Genomic DNA, 18769 nt, shown 5'->3' with positions numbered 1-18769 from the left:
TATCAGGGGTCGAGTACCCCGCTGCTGGGTGGGGGCGGGCAGCTTCCCTCGCTCGACCATGCTCTGGGAGTGCACGCTCCTCCGGCGGTGCATCGTCAGCCGGCGGGCGGTGTCCCGTCGGGTTACGAACATCAGGGGCCGAGTACCCCGCTGCCAGGTGGGGGCGGGCAGCTTCCCTCGCTCGACCATGCTCTGGGAGTGCACGCTCCTCCGGCGGTGCATCGTCAGCCGGCGGGCGGTGCCCAGTTCGGCGTGCCGGCCACTCCGAGGGCTTGGCACGATGCGCCGGTCCCCGGGGTGGCCGCGGCGGCCGGTCTGGGACAGCAGGATCGGCAGGCCCCGGGGGAGAGTTCTGCCCAGCCTCCCCGGTGGCAGCAGGGTGAGCCGCAGCAACGACAGGGGATGAGGAGGTAGAACCGTCTCCGGGCTGCGACTGACCGTTCCCACGTACAGTACGAGTCTGCTCTGCAGGCGTCGTGTACAGCCGAGCTGTGTGCGGGCCGCCTCAAAGGCGGCCCGCACACAGTTGCGAAGGTCGCGGGATACCCAGCGGCGAGCTCCCCAGGCCCTTCGGGGGGGGCTGAAGACTCCACGGGAGTGCGCCGCACACCGAAAACTCGGCACCGGGAGCGGATCGTGTGGGCGTACGCCGTACCTCGATGTAGGCGACCACGACCACAGTGCGCAGGGCCAGGACGAAGTACAGGATGCGGATGTGCTCATTGTCGTCGGTGCCCTGGCGCAGCTGAGGGCCGGGTGTGGCGGGGATGAGGATGCCGGCCTCGGGGGCGACGGAGAGGACGACCAGGGGCTCCAGAGCGTGAAGCTCCGACTCGCTGGTGATGCTCTCCAGCTGTTCGGCGGCAGCATCGGAGAAGGCGAATGCGGGTGCGGGGAGGGCCGTGCTGAGGGGCATCAGGCGAGGTCGCTGACCAGTGGGGCGCGGTGGGCCTCGCGCAGCTCTTCTCACCGGATGCAGTCGTCCACGGCGGGCAGCCCATTCTCGGCAAAGCCTTCGAGGACGGCGGCAATCTGGTCGGCACTCTCGCGGGTCCGGGCCGCGTACGCGCGGACGGCGTCGGTGGCCGCGGACTCCAACGACTGCCGCGTAGAGTCGGCGCAGGGGGCCAGCTGGTCGTGGATCTGCGTCCAGCGTGAGCTGTCAAGACGGGAAGGGGCCGGGAGCAACAGTTGGAAGGTCGCGAGGAGCTGCTGCAGCCCTCTCTGTCGAGCCTGTTCAGGGGCGTAGTTTTGCGCTCGTAGTGACCGGTGCCACGTGGTCTCGGAGGGTGCTCTGGGCAGCGGCAGAGCTTGCCCCGACGCTCATACGGCGGGCCTGCGGCGAGGGATCAACGGCCGCCTGAGCCGTGTGCAGGAAATGACGTGCCGTGGCTGGGTCGCTATCGGACCACGAGTGTCACAGTGCTGTCCGCTTGGTTTCTGTCCGGCTCTCACACTGCGCATTTAATGATCACCGCCGTATTCATCATACTGAGCCCTGCAGGCGGCGGAATAAGGGAGTTGACCCTCATGAACAACGTGGACGAGGCCTCATCGGAAGCAGGCGACGAACGGCTGGTGTCCGGCAGATACCGACTGCTGTCGGTGCTCGGCGAGGGTGGTATGGGCACCGTGTGGCGGGCCCGCGACCAAGTGCTCCACCGCGATGTCGCGGTCAAGGAGGTTCGCGCCTCCATCGACTTGCCTGTCGAACGCAGCAGGCAACTGCACATCCGGTTGGAACGGGAGGCGTGGGCGGCAGCACGGGTCAACACCCGTGGCGTCGTGACCATCCACGACGTGGTGAACTTCGACGACCGGCCGTGGATCGTCATGGAACTCGTCCGCGGAAGCTCTCTCGCAGACGTCATCACCTCTGAGGGAGCCCTGGCACCCAAGGACGTCGCGCGCATCGGCGTCGAGGTACTCGCGGCTCTGCGTGCGGCCCACAGCGCCGGCGTGCTGCACCGCGACGTGAAACCGGCCAACGTGCTGCTGGCTGATGACGGCCGCGTGGTACTGACCGACTTCGGTATAGCCAGCGTGGAAGGCAGCACCGCGCTGACGATGACGGGTGAGGTCGTCGGTTCACCCGAATATCTGGCCCCCGAGCGGGCGTTGGGACAGACACCGGGCCCCGCTTCCGATCTCTGGTCGCTCGGGGCGCTCCTCTACACGGCCGTACAGGGTCGTTCGCCGTTCCGTCGGACCAGCGCCCTGTCGACGCTGCGCGCCGTTGTCGACGACGAACTGCCGACGCCGCATCGGGCCGGGCCGCTGACGGCAGTCATCGAAGGGCTCATGCGCAAGGATCCGGAGCACCGGATGGGCTCCGAGGAGGCCATGGGTGAACTCATCCGTGCCACACAGGCGTTGACAGCATCGCCCGAGTCGGGGGCCGCCACCCCGGTCACTGCGGCTTCGGCGACGGACGGCATCACGGCCGAGGTCACCTCGGCCGCAACCGCCATCACCGCCGAGGCGAAGACTCCGGCCGACGAGACCGCGGCTGCAACTGTCGCGACACCAGCACCCGGGGCCCCAGCCCCGCTGGGCACATTCGGGCCTGCCCCGGACAGCGCCGCCTTCCGGCCTGGCTCTGCTGCCCCGTTCCCCGCCGACATGGTCCATAGCACCAGTTCGCCGCCCGTCCTTGCCGCGCGCGGCCGTCGCAGGGCTCCTCTGGTGCGGGCGGTGGCCGTCGTCTTGGTGGCGACTGCCGGCGCGGGCCTCGGCTACACCCTCATGCATCAGAACGATCGCACTGCCGTCAAAGACGGCAAAACCACCAGCGCCAGCAGTGCGTCCCAGCCGGTATCGGTGGCCATCACCGGCAAGGCCACCACGTTCGACGGGCGTTGCCCGGGCGGAGCCGGTCAAGCGCCCTGGTTCACCGCGACGTTCAAGACAGACCAGGCGCCGCTGCAGTTCTCGTACCGATGGGTGTCCGACAGCGGTGCGGTAGTGGACGGTCAGTGGCGGACTATGTCGTTCCGTGAAGGTGATCCGACGAGCAGGACGGAGACCGTACGGCTGTCGACGTGGGCGCAAGAGGGGACCTTGACGAGCACGATGGCCGTGGAGATCAAGTCGCCGTTCGACACGAGGTCCAACTCCGTGCCGTTCAGCATCACCTGCCGATCCGCCGGCAATTGACACAACACCGTATTTCATTATCAGAACGATCGATATTCCCTGAGGAGTTTCCGTGCTGTCGGTCATCGTCGGACGCACCGGTCCATTCACCGATCAAAGCGTGGTTCTCGGAGAGACACCGCTGACGTTCGGCCGCCACAGTGACAACGACGTCATCATCGTCAGTGTCAGCGCTTCCCGCTTCCACGCCGAGATCGTCACCGAGAACGGCGCATACATCCTGCACGACCGCGACAGCAGGAACGGCACCTTCGTCAACGAACAGCGTGTCAAACGACATGAGTTGTCGCCCGGCGACACCATACGCATCGGCAACGAGACGTTCCTGTTCGAGACACAGGAAGCCGTCGAGACGGTCATGGACCTCTCCCAGATGGACCTGCCGCGCGCAAATGCGGTCGTGGACCCGGGAACTCTGCGGGTCACGGTCACCGGCGGCGGCCCGGTCGGTCTCGCCTTCGCCCTGCTGCTGGAGGAAGCGCTGGCCGGACGAGTCGCGATCACCGTCTACGACGGCCGCTGGGTCCGCGCTGGCACCCTGGTGATCTGGAAGGACGCCGCCCAGGGCAACGTCCGCCGTCAGCAGGTCGTCACCGTGCAGAGCCGGCAGTACTCGGCACTGACACACGACATGCAGAGGGCAATGTTCGGCGACAACCAGCACTTCTCCGAGATGTGGCCGCTGGGGCCCGATTCCGTGGACGGACGCCCGCCTCGCAACATTCGCATCGCCTACATCGAAGACCAGCTCCTCGAACTGGCCAACCGTAAGGCTGCCATCCGGCTCGTGCCCAAGCGCTTCGACCCCACAGAGCAGGAACAGCTCATCGCGCGCGACCACGTCCTGGTCATCAGCGAAGGGGGTCGCTCCCGCACCCGTGAACACTTCGCCGACCGCTTCGGCATGCCCGACGCCTCCATCTACTCTTTGGACGGTGACCACATCCAGGACATCGTCCTCGGTCTCAAGGTCAAGTCCCGCCTCTCGGACCCGATGAGCGTCCTGCTGACCGTGGCGCAGAACCGGTTCCTGCTCAACTCGCTGCGCGGCGAGGGCTTCCTGAACATGCGGCTCACCCGCGAAGAAGCCCGCAACGTCATCGGAATAGACCCGGTACGGCAGGTCTTCGAAGAGTGCATAGCCGCCCGGCCGTGCCTCATGAGCCGCCACGAGGACAACGAATTCACGTGCCCGACCCACGGCACGCTGTTCCTCCCGGCTCTACTGCGCAGCTCACCGCTGTGGAAGCGGATCCTGGAAGGGCTGCGGCTGTTCGACGTCCCCGAAGAGGACCTCAGCGCGATCACCTCGTTCCGCCTCGACATGGTCCAGCGCCCCCGGTTCACGGCCCAGCTCACCCGCACGACCGCGGACCGGCCGGGCACCTACGGGTTTCTCCTCGGGGACGCGGCCAACGCCATCCACTTCTGGCCCGGACGCGGCCTCAACAGCGGCCTCGCCTCAGCCGTCTCACTCGCCCGCTCCCTCAGCCGGGCCTGGCGTGGTCACCCCCTGCGCGACGCCGATTTCATCCGACACGAAGCGGCCATGTCGATGCTGCAGTACCGGCACAAGAGCCGCGCCTGGAATGCCATGGTCACAACGGACGAGCGGGGCGTGACCCGAGCGATCAAGGACATCATCGACGCCAGCATGAACGGCACGGCCACATCGCCAGAAGCCGGCACCGCACAGCACAAGCCCTCGGGTCCGATCGAGGCACCCATTGCAGCCTCGGACTCGGCCAACGCCGACCTAGAGATCCTGCTGGACCGCATGCGCGGCATACGCGAACGACTGGCACCCCGAATGCCGGGCCTGCCCGACGACCACGTTCTCCGGGCCCACCTGTCGACCCTCACGCCCGCGACCCTGCGGACGCTCCAAGAAAGCGGCGCATGGGACACAATGATCGTCGGCGGCGAGGAAGCTGACATCGACATCTTCTACCAGCAGGACGCCCCGGTCTTCGTCCCCACCTCTCCGCAACCGCCGCAGCCGCTCCCCGATCCGCGCACCTCGGCGCTCCTCGGCCCGGCCTGATAACCGCCTACCTCGGCTGCCCTCGAACTCCCGCGTCACCCGATGCGGAAGTTCGGTCGGCAGACGAGATGACGCAACGTCGCACTGCACCGTGACCAGCGTTCCCCGGCACAACGGACACGCTGTCTCGTTCTGCGCCCCACACCGGCTTACTCGCCGGTTCAGTCTGCAGGCCAACGCCAAGACCATCGAGGGTGCTCAGCACCCGGACCGGGACGCCCAGTTCAGCTATCTCAACGAGCAGGCACGAAACCACCGGGACGCCGGTGACCCGGTGATCAGCGTGGACAGCAAGAAGAAGGAACTGATCGGCGACTACAAGAACGCCGGGCACGAATGGCGGCCCGCAGGGCAGCCCGTGCGGGTCAAGACGCACGACTTCCCCGGCCAGGCCGAGAAAGCGATTCCGTACGGAATCTATGACATGGCGGCGAACACCGGCTGGGTCAGCATCGGTACCGATCACGACACCGCGGCGTTCGCCGTCACTTCGATCCGGCGCTGGTGGCAGGCCCGCGGCCGGTACGACTACCCCCGTGCCCGCCGGCTGCTGATCACCGCCGACGGCGGGGGCTCCAACGGCTACCGCACCCGCGGCTGGAAGACCCAGCTCGCCGACCTCGCTGCCCAGACCGGCCTTGAGATCACGGTGTGTCACCTGCCGCCCGGCACTTCGAAGTGGAACAAGATCGAGCACCGGCTGTTCTCTCACATCACCATGAACTGGCGCGGCAGGCCCCTGACCAGTCATGAAGTCATGCTCCAAAGCATCGCCGCGACCACCAGCCGCACCGGCCTCACGGTCCATGCCGAACTCGACAGCGGCCAGTACCCCACTGGCATCCGCGTCAGCGACGACGAGATCGACGCCCTGCCCATCACTCGCCATCGCTTCCACGGCGACTGGAACTACACCCTCCACCCCCGGCGTCCGATGGACGCGGCGACCACCGGCGGCACACCGAACGAGACCCTGGCGGACAGACCGACTCGCCTCACGCGGCATTCGCTCCAGGACCCGGAACTGACCGGGATGACCCGCCGGCAGCTCAGCGAGCTCATCGACTCGTTGACTCCGGCGATGGAGGTTCAACGCGAGCAAGTGCTCCGCACACGTCGAGGCCACGAGCGCCTTGTGGCCCCTGGCGCAGGCGCCAAAGCCAAGCTCACTTCGGCCGACCGGATCCTGGTCACCGTGCTCCACCTGCGAAAGCTTGCGACCATGGATCTCCTGGGTCAGCTCTTCAACACCACCGCCATGACCATCAGCCGCGCAGTGAAAGACGTCCGCCCGCTCCTTGAAGCCCATGGGATGCATCCCCCCGCATCAACAGCCCGTTTCCGCACACGGGAAGACGTCGTCAGGTTCCTCGACCCTGACAAAACCAAGATCAAACCGACGTGTTGATTCCCGGCAAGCCCTTACAGCCCGGACGGCTGGCAGCTGTCGGAGGACCCCGCAGTATGAATCGCCTTCCAGCGCATCTTGTTCAACGCCGAGATGCGGCACATCACGCGCGCCATCGACGAGGCCATGCAGCCACACGCCAAGCGTGCTCCCGGCGACGACTTTGTCCGCCTGGTCCTCCCAACCTGCCGCCCGCCTATACTCCACGCACCCCGCATGCCAACCCGTGCACGCTAATGTGGCCCGTCATGCTGCGGGTCCAAGACGGCCCGACCAACAATCCGGGAAGCAATCGAAACCACAGCGTTCCCGTAATGCAAATGGGTCCGTGCACCTCCGTATAACAAGCAGAACAACAATCGAGGCGCGAAGGTCGGGGCGGTGAGCATCCACTGGTAGGCACCGAGTTGTCGGCGTGACTCACCTGAATCTTCTTGAAGGTGTCCGGTAACGGCGGAGTCCTTACAATTCGTTCAGTGCCGTGAAGTGAGCCCTTTAACGAGGGTTTACACGACATGGCGAACAGGTTCGACGCGCAGTAAGCGTGGCTGCAAGCGCCACACAACACGCTTTTCACCTTCAGATTCGAAAGCGGCTTTTCACAGCCATAGGTGGAGCAGGGCTTCGGTGTAGTCAGTTGACGTCCGGTTTGTGACGATGCGTTGGCTGGCGGATGCCGAGGAGACAGGACAGGCACGGCTTCCAAGGTCATGGAGTTCTCTACGCCCCGTGACCTGCTTGGAAGTCCGTGCCTGCCGACGCATCATCCCCGATCCCGCCCGTCCTTGACCAACTCCGGGATCAGCCCGGGGCCGCGTCAGGGGAGGTACCCGGTCTGCTGGAGCGGCTGGCCCAGGTGCCCGACCCGCGCGATCCACGCGGTGCGGCACGCGTTGGCCGTCGTCCTGGTCCTGACGGCGTTCGCGGTGCTGGCCGGGGCCACCTCGTTGCTGGCAGTGAGCGAGTGGATCGCCGACGCACCGACCCAGGTGCTGGACCGGCTCGGCGTGCGCCCCGACCCGCTGCTTCCACGACGGCGGGTCCCGGCTGAGACTACGGTCCGCCGGCTCCTCGCCCGCGTCGACGGCGACGCTTTGGACCGGGCGGTGGGAGGCTGGCTCGCCGACCGTCAACCTGCCCGCCCCGGGCTGCGCGGTCTGGCCGTGGACGGCAAGAGTCTGCGGGGAGCGGCGAGGGCTCGGGGCCGGAAGATCCACCTGCTCGCCGCGGAGGAGCACACCACCGGGCTGGTCCTGGCCCAGCTCGACGTGGGCGAGAAGACCGGGGAGCCACCTGCTTCCAGCCGCTGCTGGACACCGTCGCCGACCTCGCCGGAACCGTGGTCACCAGCGATGCCCTGCACACCCAGCGCGAGCACGCCGACTACTTCCTCGGCCGCCGGGCCCACTACATCGCCATCGTCAAGGGCAATCAGAAGAACCTGCGCAAGCAGCTCAAGTCCCTTCCCTGGAAGGAGATCCCGCTCCAGGGCCGCACCCGCGGCATCGGCCACGGCCGGTCTGAGATCCGCCGGATCAAGGTCGCCACGGTCAACAACCTGCTCTTCCCCGGAGCCCGGCAGGTCGTCCAGATCAAGCGGCGTCGCACCTGCCGCAAGACCGGGAAGACCACCATCGCCACTGTCTACGCGGTCACCAGCCTGACCGCCGAGCAGGCCACGCCCGCCCAGCTCGCTCAGCTGATCCGGGGCCACTGGAAGATCGAGGCCCTGCACCACGTCCGGGACACCACTTTCGCCGAGGATGCCTCCCAGCTGCGCACCGGAAACACGCCCCGCGCCATGGCGAGCTGGCGCAACCTCGCCGTCGGGGCCCTACGGCTGAGCGGCGCCAAGAACATCGCGGCCGGCGCCCGCCGCAACGCACGCGACGCCCGCCGCCCCCTCGCCCTTCTCGGCCTCGGATGATCACTAGGCGGACGTCAGCCGACTACGCCGAAGCCCTGATAGGTAGAGCACGACACGGATCAGGGACCGTTGCGGGATGCTCCCCGGATCAGGACATCCGGACATGCGGTCCGGCATCATGCAAAGCAGGGCAACGACGCACCAGATCTCTGTCCCTCACCGCCCCGGAGGCCCCGATTTCCCTCCGCGGGAGGCGATCTGAGACTGCCAGGGCAGGGATCCCCCCGCCTCTTGATAGCCGCTTGCCCGCAGAGAGGGCTGCGTACCAGGACCAGGCTGACTGAGCACATACTGCTGATCGAAGACAGGTTGCCGGGACTGACCAGCCGGCTGCTGCAACGCAGGCACCTGCGCCGAATACTTCTCTTTGAGCCTGTCCACAATAGTACCGATTGGCATTTTTTGAACGTCTTGTTTGACGTATGTCGCACCGTCACGCTCAATCAGAGGGACGAAGTTATCCCGCAGTACAGGAATTTCCTCATCTCGCAGGGGTATGACGGGATTGGCGAGGTAGGCCAATCTATTTATGGCCGTCTTGGTCGAATCTGCCACCATCCAGTATCGAGTATTGTGTGTTTTTGTAATATATGGACCGTTCGGCAAGTTTCCGGAGTCAAGGACGCCCTGCCGGTATAATTCAGCAATGGAACGCACAGTTTCCGAGTTTTTCTCCGTTTTGACCCTCTCGCTGTCCAGTGGGCTTTTAGGTCCGACGCACAGCCGGTGATCACCTTTGGATGATTTGAGAATTTCGATACCGTGATCCATTAGCGCCCAAGCCGTCGCCGGACCTATCCACCTACGATCACTCCGTGAGAAAGAAATTGCCTTCCTCATATCAATTGACCACTGAGGCTCCCATTCTCCTGCTGGCTTTTTCCTGTTGTCGCTCAGTGACACCGTTGCTGGAATGTGCCCTTCTGCCACTCCACGCTGTTCGTAAAGCCCGTGAACCTGGCTGGCTTCATTAATGTCATCGATGGTTGCCCAGGCGGCAAGTTGGTCGCTGCTCAGAGCGCCTACGTGTATGTGTGTACCCAGCTGGCCCAGGTCACACAGGGGAGCCCCCGCCCGGTAGAGCGTGTCCGCTGTCAGTTCTCCTGGTCCAGGATTGGCTGGGTGAACGTAGCTGTGCAGAATTGCACCGATTGGCACATCCTTTGTCGCCGGGGACGGAGGGCCGTAGGAAATGGTCACCTCCACACTGCGGCCCGGCATCCGCCACAGCTTATTTTCTTCGTCGGATTCCGGCGGCCAGAACTGATTTTCACCGCCTTGACCGACCCAGTCGAGGTAGGCTTTCGCGATGTCGGTGTCGCTGTATGGATTATTATGAGGGTCAAATTGAATTGGCACGGTGTCCTCCATTTATATCGTACTGTGTGGTATTTCTCTGACGTCGAGGGCTTTCCCTACGCCCCCCGTCGGCAGCTGAGCCAGCCTTCCCCCATCGTGCACTACGGGGAAGGCCCCGAAGGGGTTCATCTCTTGGGCTGGACGGTCCGGCAGCTCCCGCCGGAGCGTGGTTAGCCCCACTCCGGCGGCGTCCGGGCCCCTCGCCCGCTACCGGAGTTCATTTGCAGTGCTCTGGCTTTCAGGACTCTGCTGAGAAAGGCGTGATTCGAGCAGGCGGGTGTCGTTGGTCCTCCATGGTTGTTGTTCATCGTGGGAGGGTTGAGAAGGGTGTCGCTGGAGCCTCGGGCGGACGTGGGGGTGCCGGAGCTTACGGCCCGGGTGGTACGGGCCGCGTTTGCCCATGGGACGCTCGCGGTGCGGATCCATGAGGCGCTGGGTCCGCTATTTGAGGATGCGGCGGCGCTGAAGCGTTTGCGGCGTGTGGGCGTCCTGCCGTGTCACCGGGGGCGTTAGCGCTGGTGTCGGTGTTGCAGCATGCGGAGGGGCTGACCGACCGGCAGGCCGCCTGTACGAGGTACGCGCAGGGTGGTGGACTCACGGACGAACGGCTGGCCTTCCGGGAGAAGTTTCGGTTGGAGGCGGCCGAGTGGTTCCAAAGCGGGGACGAGAGCGTGGTCATCGCCCATGGCCTGCGGGGCAGTGTCCGGTTGGTGCAACGCTGGCGTAGCGCCGGGTCCCAGGGCGGGCCGAGAGCTCTGGCCTCGAAAGGGCCGGCGTCCTTGCCCGTGCTGAGCGACGATCTCTTCGCCGTACTTGAGCGTGACCTGCTCAAGGGCCCCGTGGCGCACGGCTGGCCGGACCAGACGTGGACCCTGTCGCGGTTCAAGACGTTGATCGGGCGTCGTTTCCACAAGAGCTACACCGTCCAGGGCGTCGCGGCTTTGTTGAAGCGGCACGGCTGGAGCTGCCAGGTTCCCGCCCGTCGAGGGGAGTGTAAATCTAACGGCGGATCCGACGGTCATGGGGCTGTAAATCGTTCGGTGTAGCTACCGATCATGGAAGATGCATCGATGACCAGTGAGAACGTGGCCGAGCACGAAGCTGTCGAGTCGGCAACGGATGTGTCGGCGAAGGCCGTGGACGATCAGCTGATCGAGGAGTTGGTGACCAGGGCCCAGGCTGAGGGCTTGCAGCTGACGGGTGAGGGCGGGCTGCTGCAGCAACTGACCAAGCGGCTGCTGGAGTCCGCTCTCGAGGGCGAGACGGTACTGGGTCTGTTGTTCGGTGTCGACCGCTCCACCATCACCCATGCGATTGCGGAGATACGTACCCTCCTGGCCGAGCGGGGGTGCGCGGTCCCCGACCAACCTGGTCTGCGATTACGGACTCTGGCCGACGTGTTCGCCTACGCCCAGGCCGAAGGCGTCGAGCTGCGGCTGGACACCACCGAGATCCAGGTCCGCCGACCGACGTGGCGGACGACGCGTATTCGCGTCCGGGAAGAAAATGCAGAACACGATGAAGGCCACCGTGATCGCTGACTGGCGTGGCCGCACGTTATGAACTGATGGCTTGCAGCCTGGACGCATGCACGACGCCACGGCCGCCCGCAACGAGGCATCGCCATCTGCTTCCGGTACTTCCCCGACGTCGAGGCCTGGCTGGACGACGGCTATCTCGGCCTCAGCCGCGGCCACCGAGGGCAGGCAATAACACCGTCCAGAAAGCCGCAGCTGGGAGCACTCCCCGGCAGAATTGAACAGTGGCAACGTGACCGCCACGGGCACTCCTCCGACCGCATCACCGTCGAGCACGCCCTTGCCGATCACAAGCGGTGGAAGCAACTGACGCGTTGGACGCACCGACGCGACAGCCTGCCCGACACCTACCGCGCCATCGCCGGCCTTGTCTCCGACCGCACCGCTCAAGCCTGAGCACCGGTCCCCCAGCGGACCAGTACGCCGCACCCGCTATCACGCACCAACTCGTAAGGAAGAACGAGGTGAACCCCTCCAGGGCCTTGCCCGTAGTTAAGAAATGGAAGGCCGGTTCCACTACATTGCGCCTGCGACCTCTCCACGGGATGCAGAATCCAGCACGATGATGGTGCGCGACGCCTCAGCCAAGTCACCCGGTTGTTGACCGACCTGAAGAAGCTCACTCACTTCGATAAGCATAGAGGACACCATGCCAAGTCAATTCAACCCTCACCAAAATCCATTCTCTGACGCCGAAATTTCGACGGCATACCTCGTATGGACTAATGAAAAACCTCAAAAAACAGACACAGAATGGCGGATTCCGGACCGCGATGTGGAGGTATCCATCAGTGTTGGGGATCTACAGCTTGGCCTGACAATGAAGAAGGTGCCGCTCGGACAAATACTGCACAGCTTCCTTGATCCTGCCAGCCCCGGAGCGGGTAGGCTGACAACGCACGCTCTAGCCTCGGCGGGCGCGCCCGTATATGAATTGGACCAGTTGGGCCCGCACATTCATCCGGGCTTTCTGGATGACGAGCAACTTGATGCTTGGGCAGGGGAAGACGATGCAAAGGAAGCAGCATACGTCCACAGGCTCTACGAAGACCACGGAGCGGTAGACGGATACTTACCACCCTCCATAAAAGCCAGTAGCGCCAATAAGGGGGAGCCTCAATGGGTAGCAACAACCATTAATATGCTGTACCACGCAAGGACTGACCAGAGGCCTATAGAACCGGCAACAGCGTGGGCACTCATCGATCACGGCATAAACATTCACAGGTCACCCAAGGGTCAAACTCGCTTACGCATCGACCCCGACACTCCAACGGATAACCAAAGGGCCAAAAGGCAGAAAGTGCTATATGTTAAAAAATTGTACACAGAGAACATTCTTGATTACGGAAGTGTACCTAGCGGGGATATTAGGGCCGCTCCTAACGTTGCAGATTGGTCAGTGCCAGACGAATTAAAGGGGGCCGTGAATAGACTACGCACTCTCACTAGCTTCAGGAACGGCAGGCAGCATGCCCTGTGGGATGAAGAAATTCCTGTCCTGTGTGACCATGGAGTTCCCCTGCGGAATAGTGAGGACAAGTGGTTTATTGACGTATCCAAAGCGTCGCTAACCTCAATCACTGATATTAAGAAGAGAATAAGAGAGAAGGATCAAGCCGGCGTGTGGGCTGCGTCTAGGGCGCAAATACCTGCGCTGGAGCATCCGGCCCTTCAGCCCATGCAGTCTGTTGTCGATCAGCGATATGTGTACGGAGCGCCTGTCTCTGGTACGCAGCCTCCCCAGGAGACTGACGGCTATCAAGGGCGCGGGGGCACCCAATTATGGCCGTCTCAGCTGATCTCACGCAACGGGAGACCGGGAGGGCAGAGGCGCTGAGCGGAAAGCTGGTGTGTCGCTGCTCCATTTCGCCAACGATGCTACTGAGCTTGAACTCGGGTTTGTCGTTGTCGTAGCCGCTGAGAGAGCTTGCTCCTCGCGGTAGGCCGTTGTCATGAGGCATGCGCAGGGCGGCGGTCTGTCGGACGAGCGCCGGCAGTTCCGCGAGGGGATCCGGATGAACGCGGCCGAGGGGTTCGCCCGGGGCGAGCCGAGTTCGGCACTCGCCAAGGAGTTACGGGTGAGCGTCCGGTCGGTGCAGCGGTGGCGGCGGGCCTGGGGCAAGGGTGGGCCGCGGCCCTGCGCTCGGTAGGTCCGGCCTCGCCGCCCAGGCTGAGCGAGACCCAGTTCGTGCAGCTGGAAGCGGCGTTGGCCAAGGGGCCCGTCGCGCACGGCTGGCCGGATCAGCGGTGGACGCTGTCGCGGATCAAGACCGTGATCGGCCGCCGCTTCCGCAAGAGCTACACGCTGCAAGGGGTGCGCAAGCTGCTGATCCGGCACGGCTTCTCGTGCCAGAGCCCGGTCAGACGTGCTGTCGAACGCGACGAGGACCAGGTCACCGGCTGGTGAAGGAGACCTGGCCACAGGTGGAAGCACCGCGGCGGCGCTCGACGCCTGGATCGTCTTCGAGGACGAGGCTGGCTTCTCGATGACGCCACCCATCGCCCGCACCTGGGCCCGCCGCGGGCACACCCCTATGTTCCGGGTCCGCTCCCGCCGCCGCATCTGGATCGCCGCACCGACCTGCTACAAGCCCGGTGAACTTTCCCGGCTGATCTACCGCATGCACCTCGACCACGGACCCGCCAAGGGACGGCGCAAGGGCTTCACCGAGACTGACTACGACCAGGTGCAGCGCCCGTTCACTCGCGTCGGGGTGGGGCGTCCACAGGCGCCGAACGGTGGGTGGCTGCCGCCGACGTGCCGGCAGCCGGGTGTGGTGCTTCCTGCCTCGGCCCCGTACGCGAGGCGGGAAGCGGCGCAACCCCGGGCCTCAGTCGTCCGCACGTCCCTGGTCGTAGTGGGAGCGGGAGGCGTTGATGGTGTCGAGATGATCGTGTACCCACCCCAGCAGGGTCTGAAGGGGCGCCTCAAGTGTCCGTCCCAGGGGGGAGATGCGGTACTCGACCCCCACCGGCTCCGTGGACAGGATCACTCGCTCGATCACGCCGTTGCGCTCCAGTCGCCGCAGGCATGCGGTCAGTGATTTCGGAGTGATGGCGGGCAGGTGCTGGCGAAGCTCGTTGAAACGCCGGGGGCGGTCGCACAGCGCGGCCAGGACCAGCAGCGACCACTTGTCGAAGAGCTGGTCGAGCAGCTGACGACCGCTGTCGTCGAGTTCCGTTCGGGGCACGCCGGTTCCCTTCGTGATACCTGATCTCGTTGAAGTGTACGGGAACTACTAGATATACATGAGATATCTGTTGCTGCTATCCCGTAAGGGCAGGACTCATGACTGACACGTACTCGACCCTCCATGTCTCCCTCTCCGATGGCGTGGCGTACGCCGTCATCGACAACCCTCCAGTCAACCTGCTCGACGCCGCCCTCATGACGGACCTGGACCGCTTCACGGGGGCCATGGCCGTCAACGACGACATCCGAGTGATCGTTTTTGACAGCGCGGACCCGGAGTTCTTCGTCGCGCACGGTGACATGCGGATCGCCGACGACCTCGAATCGTTCGCGGCGCTCACCCTCGCGCCCGAGCAGGACCCGTCCCTGAATCCGATGATGCGGTTGCACGAGCGCATCCGGACGCTGCCCCAGATCACCATCGCCAAGCTGCGCGGGCTGGCGCGTGGCGGTGGTGCCGAACTGCTGTCTGCGATGGACCTGCGGTTCGCGGCGCGTGAACATGCCTGCCTGGCACAGCCGGAGGACAGGATGGGCATCATTCCGGGGGCGGGCGGCACCGCCTATCTGCCCGGTCTCGTCGGCCGTGCTCGGGCGCTGGAGATCATTCTCGGCGGAGGGCTGATCGACGCCGTGACCGCGGAACGGATGGGCTGGGTGAACCGGGCCGTGCCGGGCGCCGAACTCGATCACGTGGTCGACACCCTTGCTGCCCGCATCGCCGCCCTTCCGCCTGGCGTAGCTCACGCCACCGTCGAAGCGGTGGACGCCGCAGCGGTGTCCACCGCCGACGGACTGCGGAAGGCGAACGAACTCTTCGGCCGGCTCTTCAACACCTCTGTCGCGGGTCGCCTCGGACAGGAGGCGCTGGCCGCCGGCGCGCAGACGCGGGACGGGGAGCGCCGCCTGGAGGCACTCATCGACGGGCTCGGCTGAACCCGGGCCTCAGGGCCGGACTGCCGTTCCCCCGAGCGCGGAGCAGGCCAACCCTGCTCTCTTCGAAGGCCCGGTAGGTTGCGACGGGGGCGGCAGAGCGCCCCTCGGCGAACTGTCCCCCGGCGAGCCGTCCCTCCGGCGAAGAGGGTAAGCCGGCAGTGAGAGCCGCGAGTCGCCGGCCCGCCCGTATGCCCGGGACATCCATGCGGGGGGCCCGCCCTGCCTGGCTCGCGTAATGCCGAACTCCTCAGACACGCCGACGCATCTCGGTGTGCGCCGAGAACGTCTTGCGCCCTGCGCGCTCGGCCGGTGTGTACCCGGGCGGACCCAGGCAAAGAACTTCCGGCTGACCCGCATGCCAGGTGCTGTACCCCGAAGCGCCCCAGCCGCCGGGCACACCGGTGCAGCGCAGGCGCAGCGGCTGGGCTGGGCTGTGGGCCTGCTCGGTGGGCCGAGGTGTCGGAGGCGGGAGGGGCATGCGCAGGGGGAAGTCCCCTGTCGCCGACCTGATCCCCGCTACGAGTCCCGGACCAGGACCACAGCAGAGCGGCCACTCTGTGCGTGGTCGGTGCTTCACCATCCGTGCCACGCGCCGACGCCACAGATGGCCAACGCCTGGAGCCGGCAGTCGTGTCCGCCGGGCGGTGGTCAGTGCGTCGGAGGACGCGATGGCGGGCCAAACGGCGGCGTCGGACGCCGGGTCAGAGAGCCCGGCGTCCACGACGCTTGGTGGTGGCCTGCCGGGCCCGCGTCGCGGACGACGGTTTCTCCGCCGGAGCCAGCCGTACCTCGCACGTCACGGAGAGACCGGGGACCTGCCACGTGTGCAGCCTCTGGCGCAGGGCGTTCTCGGCGGCGGTGGCCTGGCGCAGGAGATAGCGGTGCGTGATCTGCCCTCCCGCCTCCACGAAGTGCGCGAAGAGGCGTTCCCCCGCCTCCATCACCTTCGCCCGCACGAAGGCGACCGGATCGTCGACGTGCCAGGTCAGCTCGGCCGTGGCGGCGAACGTGCCACCGCCGGAACTGGGCAGGGACAGCTCACGGTGGAGTATTGGGAGGTGAGGACGACCTCGTAGTACGTGATGAGGGGCCACGACGTGCGCTTGCCGAGCGGCCGGCCGGGGTTGAGGAGGGTCAGCGAGCCGTCGGGAGGCAGCGTGTGCACGATCGCGGTGTTCCGGGGGTCCGGGGTCCGCAGGGAGCGCAGATCGCGGGTGGTGAAGGGGCCGCGGACGAGGTCTCGTTCCGGGGCGGACGGCAGGCGTGCGGCTCGCCTCCCCAGCAGGCTGTACCAGGCATCGGGCGGGTCGCCGGGTGAGAAGCGGGCTGCGGCGAGACCGGTGCGGCCGCTCGCCAGTTGCCCGTGGAGCACCGGGGAGATCACGACCAGAACGGTCCAGTCGCCAGGATCCGGCAGGCCCCTGACCTCATCGGGCGGCACGGTGTGCCAGAAGGTCGCGCGGATCGTCGGCGGATCCACCAACTCCTGCAGTGTTCGCGGCAGTTCGTACACCACCCGGGAGAGGAGGCTGAGGGCGACAGGGCCCGACAGGGGAAAGACGAGAGAGCAGTCCTCGTGGGCGTCCACCTCGGCGGGAGCTTCGGCCGGCTCGCTCTCCGAGAGCAGCCGTGCCAGAGCGCGGCTGACGGCGTCGCGCGTGGCGTCGGGCGTGCCCGGGGTGTGGCGCACGTCGAAGAAGACATGGTCGCCGTCCCGGGCGACAGCACGCAGTTGCCCGTACAGCCGCGCCATGGCCGGGGTCGGCTCGCCGTACCGCCTGAACGCCTCGTACGAGGCGACGGCCTCCGACGCACCTCCCAGACCTTCGAGAGCGAGCATGTGCAGCTCCCGCAGCTCGGCGCGGCCCGGGTGCGAGCGAAGGAGAGCGCCGAGATCTGTCGCCGCCCGCTCGAAATCGCCCAGTTGCAGGCCGAGTTGGGCGCGATGGCGGTACAGGTCCTGACGCAGGCCAAGCAGCCCGGCCTGGGCGAGCGCCATCGCACTGAGTCCGAACCGCGGCTCCTGACGCGCGAACCTGACCCGCGATCCGGGCATGCACCTGGTCCACCTACGCCGACCACACCGAAAGCGGGCCATCGGCGAGGCGGTGACCGGCGGACGCGGTTGGCGCTCAGCCCCTCGTCGCCGTAGTCGGGCCAGCGGACTACGAGCCAACTCATCGCGATCAGCATCGGCCCCGTCGACGGCGAATACCGCAGCTTCGGGATACCAGCTCTTCACCAGCAGGCCCGCACGACAGCAGGGGGGATCATCGGCGCAGTGACCGGCCTCGTGTCCGAGCAGTAACCCGCCGGCGCGACGGACATCGCCGCGGGCGGAGGTGATGGGGTAGCGGCCGGTGGGGTAACGGCCGGCACCAGGGTTGTCGCGGCGAAGAATCATCGCGCGCTGTATTGACGGTCACCCGAGGTGATCCTAGCCTTCCCGGCTTGAGAGCGCTCTCAAATCGCAAGAGCCCGGGTCATCTATGGCCTGGACCTGGGAAACGAAAGTGCCGCTTTTTCTCCTGCCGAAGGGCGCACCGATGTCAAGAGAGGCAGTTCAGCCGCACAGAGCGCAGCCCTTGGAGCGCGAGCCGGTCCGGCGCACCGGCCGGCCGGGCGGCGGTGGGGATCCGCCACGCCTCGATCATGGTGAAGGCTTTCGCCACCTTGGCGGCCGGGAGCTGTTCCTGGCGCAGTTCGTGTTCCGTCTTCGCGCCGGAATCGATGACGGGATGTGGCCGTCTCGCCAGACGAAGTAGTTGTTCGTATCCAAGACGATCTTGCCCGCGAGGGCCTCAGCCGGCATGCCGGAGAAGACCGTGAGGGGCGCCGCGATGACGACGAAGTCGCCGGCCGCTGCCGCTTCCGCGGCGTGCGCCGCACGCGCAGCCGGGCCCAGCCCGGCGATCAGGGAGGCGAGCGTCTGCGGTCTGCGAGAATTCGCGAGGACGACCTCGTATCCGGTCGAGATGGCCGTGCGGGCGAGCTGGCTGCCGGCTTCGCCGGCTCCGATGATTGCGACGATTGTCATGGGGAGTGGTCCTTCTCGGGCGGGACGGCGGGTAGCCGTCCCGCCGGCGGGGTGTGCAGCTGCTGCAGCCCGATGACGCGCAGCAGGTCGAGCTTGTGTTCGTCCTCGGATCCCGGGGCCGCTGTCATGATCACGATCGTCTGGTCGCCGGGGCCGCCGGTGAGGGTG

The 18769-nt window shown here is 65.9% G+C and carries 11 protein-coding genes and 6 pseudogenes; 11 read left to right on the top strand and 6 right to left on the bottom strand.

Annotated features, from left to right (window positions below; all coding sequences use genetic code 11):
* Nucleotides 1-505: 505 nt before the first annotated feature.
* Nucleotides 506-916 carry a hypothetical protein gene (locus tag EHS43_RS48775; RefSeq protein WP_312023422.1) on the bottom strand — a complete coding sequence of 137 codons (411 nt, stop codon included), beginning with the start codon at nt 914-916 and terminating at the stop codon, nt 506-508.
* Nucleotides 917-1530: 614 nt separating this feature from the next.
* Here EHS43_RS48775 and EHS43_RS15520 point away from each other — a divergent pair.
* From EHS43_RS15520 to EHS43_RS47720, 5 genes and pseudogenes are all read left to right on the top strand, one after another.
* Nucleotides 1531-3156, top strand: coding sequence for a serine/threonine-protein kinase (locus EHS43_RS15520; RefSeq protein ID WP_125191356.1), 1626 nt, complete (start codon nt 1531-1533; stop codon nt 3154-3156).
* A gap of 52 nt (nt 3157-3208) precedes the next feature.
* On the top strand, nt 3209-5200 hold the full coding sequence (locus EHS43_RS15515) for an FHA domain-containing protein (protein ID WP_125191355.1): 1992 nt from the start codon (nt 3209-3211) through the stop codon (nt 5198-5200).
* Between the two features lie 160 nt (nt 5201-5360).
* Nucleotides 5361-6608 (top strand): annotated as a pseudogene (locus EHS43_RS15510) (ISAzo13 family transposase); the annotation flags it as partial.
* 710 nt (nt 6609-7318) lie between these two features.
* Nucleotides 7319-7669: pseudogene (locus EHS43_RS47725) on the top strand (transposase family protein); the annotation flags it as partial.
* A gap of 278 nt (nt 7670-7947) precedes the next feature.
* Complete coding sequence (locus tag EHS43_RS47720; protein ID WP_260470543.1) at nt 7948-8535, top strand: ISAs1 family transposase; 588 nt, start codon at nt 7948-7950, stop codon at nt 8533-8535.
* A 156-nt stretch (nt 8536-8691) separates the two neighbouring features.
* Here EHS43_RS47720 and EHS43_RS15500 read toward each other — a convergent pair whose 3' ends face one another.
* Nucleotides 8692-9906 (bottom strand): hypothetical protein, encoded by a 1215-nt coding sequence (locus EHS43_RS15500; protein WP_125191353.1) that lies wholly within the window; start codon nt 9904-9906, stop codon nt 8692-8694.
* A gap of 315 nt (nt 9907-10221) precedes the next feature.
* Between EHS43_RS15500 and EHS43_RS47715 the strand changes: the two are divergent.
* From EHS43_RS47715 to EHS43_RS15480, 5 genes and pseudogenes are all read left to right on the top strand, one after another.
* A pseudogene (locus EHS43_RS47715) lies at nt 10222-10460 on the top strand (IS1182 family transposase); the annotation flags it as partial.
* A 105-nt stretch (nt 10461-10565) separates the two neighbouring features.
* Nucleotides 10566-10940: a winged helix-turn-helix domain-containing protein gene (locus EHS43_RS15490; protein ID WP_260470545.1), complete on the top strand. Its 375-nt coding sequence runs from the start codon at nt 10566-10568 to the stop codon at nt 10938-10940.
* 24 nt (nt 10941-10964) lie between these two features.
* Nucleotides 10965-11156, top strand: a pseudogene (locus tag EHS43_RS47065) (IS256 family transposase); the annotation flags it as partial.
* A pseudogene (locus tag EHS43_RS47710) lies at nt 11157-11828 on the top strand (transposase family protein); the annotation flags it as partial.
* 1559 nt (nt 11829-13387) lie between these two features.
* A pseudogene (locus tag EHS43_RS15480) lies at nt 13388-13925 on the top strand (winged helix-turn-helix domain-containing protein).
* Nucleotides 13926-14266: 341 nt separating this feature from the next.
* Here the strand turns inward: EHS43_RS15480 and EHS43_RS15470 are convergent.
* Nucleotides 14267-14626, bottom strand: coding sequence for a helix-turn-helix domain-containing protein (locus tag EHS43_RS15470; RefSeq protein WP_185806264.1), 360 nt, complete (start codon nt 14624-14626; stop codon nt 14267-14269).
* A 98-nt stretch (nt 14627-14724) separates the two neighbouring features.
* Between EHS43_RS15470 and EHS43_RS15465 the strand changes: the two genes are divergently transcribed.
* A complete protein-coding gene (locus EHS43_RS15465; protein WP_125191352.1) occupies nt 14725-15564 on the top strand; it encodes an enoyl-CoA hydratase/isomerase family protein in 840 nt (279 codons plus the stop codon).
* A gap of 701 nt (nt 15565-16265) precedes the next feature.
* On the opposite strand, the gene EHS43_RS15460 is transcribed toward EHS43_RS15465, so the two are convergent.
* From EHS43_RS15460 to EHS43_RS15450, 3 genes are all read right to left on the bottom strand, one after another.
* Nucleotides 16266-16520 carry a hypothetical protein gene (locus EHS43_RS15460; RefSeq protein WP_125191351.1) on the bottom strand — a complete coding sequence of 85 codons (255 nt, stop codon included), beginning with the start codon at nt 16518-16520 and terminating at the stop codon, nt 16266-16268.
* Between the two features lie 29 nt (nt 16521-16549).
* Nucleotides 16550-17620 (bottom strand): bacterial transcriptional activator domain-containing protein, encoded by a 1071-nt coding sequence (locus EHS43_RS15455; RefSeq protein WP_185806263.1) that lies wholly within the window; start codon nt 17618-17620, stop codon nt 16550-16552.
* Nucleotides 17621-18214: 594 nt separating this feature from the next.
* On the bottom strand, nt 18215-18601 hold the full coding sequence (locus EHS43_RS15450) for an NAD(P)-binding domain-containing protein (RefSeq protein ID WP_221740734.1): 387 nt from the start codon (nt 18599-18601) through the stop codon (nt 18215-18217).
* Nucleotides 18602-18769 lie beyond the last annotated feature (168 nt).

Source organism: Streptomyces sp. RP5T (assembly GCF_003933965.1).
Classification (GTDB): domain Bacteria; phylum Actinomycetota; class Actinomycetes; order Streptomycetales; family Streptomycetaceae; genus Streptomyces.
This window is presented reverse-complemented; position numbering and strand designations above follow the sequence as displayed.

Excerpts from the sequence above, each read along its gene's own strand:
- EHS43_RS48775 (WP_312023422.1), bottom strand. The coding sequence starts at position 916 with ATGCCCCTCAGCACGGCCCTCCCCGCACCCGCATTCGCCTTCTCCGAT.
- EHS43_RS15520 (WP_125191356.1), top strand. The coding sequence starts at position 1,531 with ATGAACAACGTGGACGAGGCCTCATCGGAAGCAGGCGACGAACGGCTG.
- EHS43_RS15500 (WP_125191353.1), bottom strand. The coding sequence starts at position 9,906 with ATGGAGGACACCGTGCCAATTCAATTTGACCCTCATAATAATCCATAC.
- EHS43_RS15465 (WP_125191352.1), top strand. The coding sequence starts at position 14,725 with ATGACTGACACGTACTCGACCCTCCATGTCTCCCTCTCCGATGGCGTG.
- EHS43_RS15455 (WP_185806263.1), bottom strand. The coding sequence starts at position 17,620 with ATGCCCGGATCGCGGGTCAGGTTCGCGCGTCAGGAGCCGCGGTTCGGA.
- EHS43_RS15450 (WP_221740734.1), bottom strand. The coding sequence starts at position 18,601 with ATGACAATCGTCGCAATCATCGGAGCCGGCGAAGCCGGCAGCCAGCTC.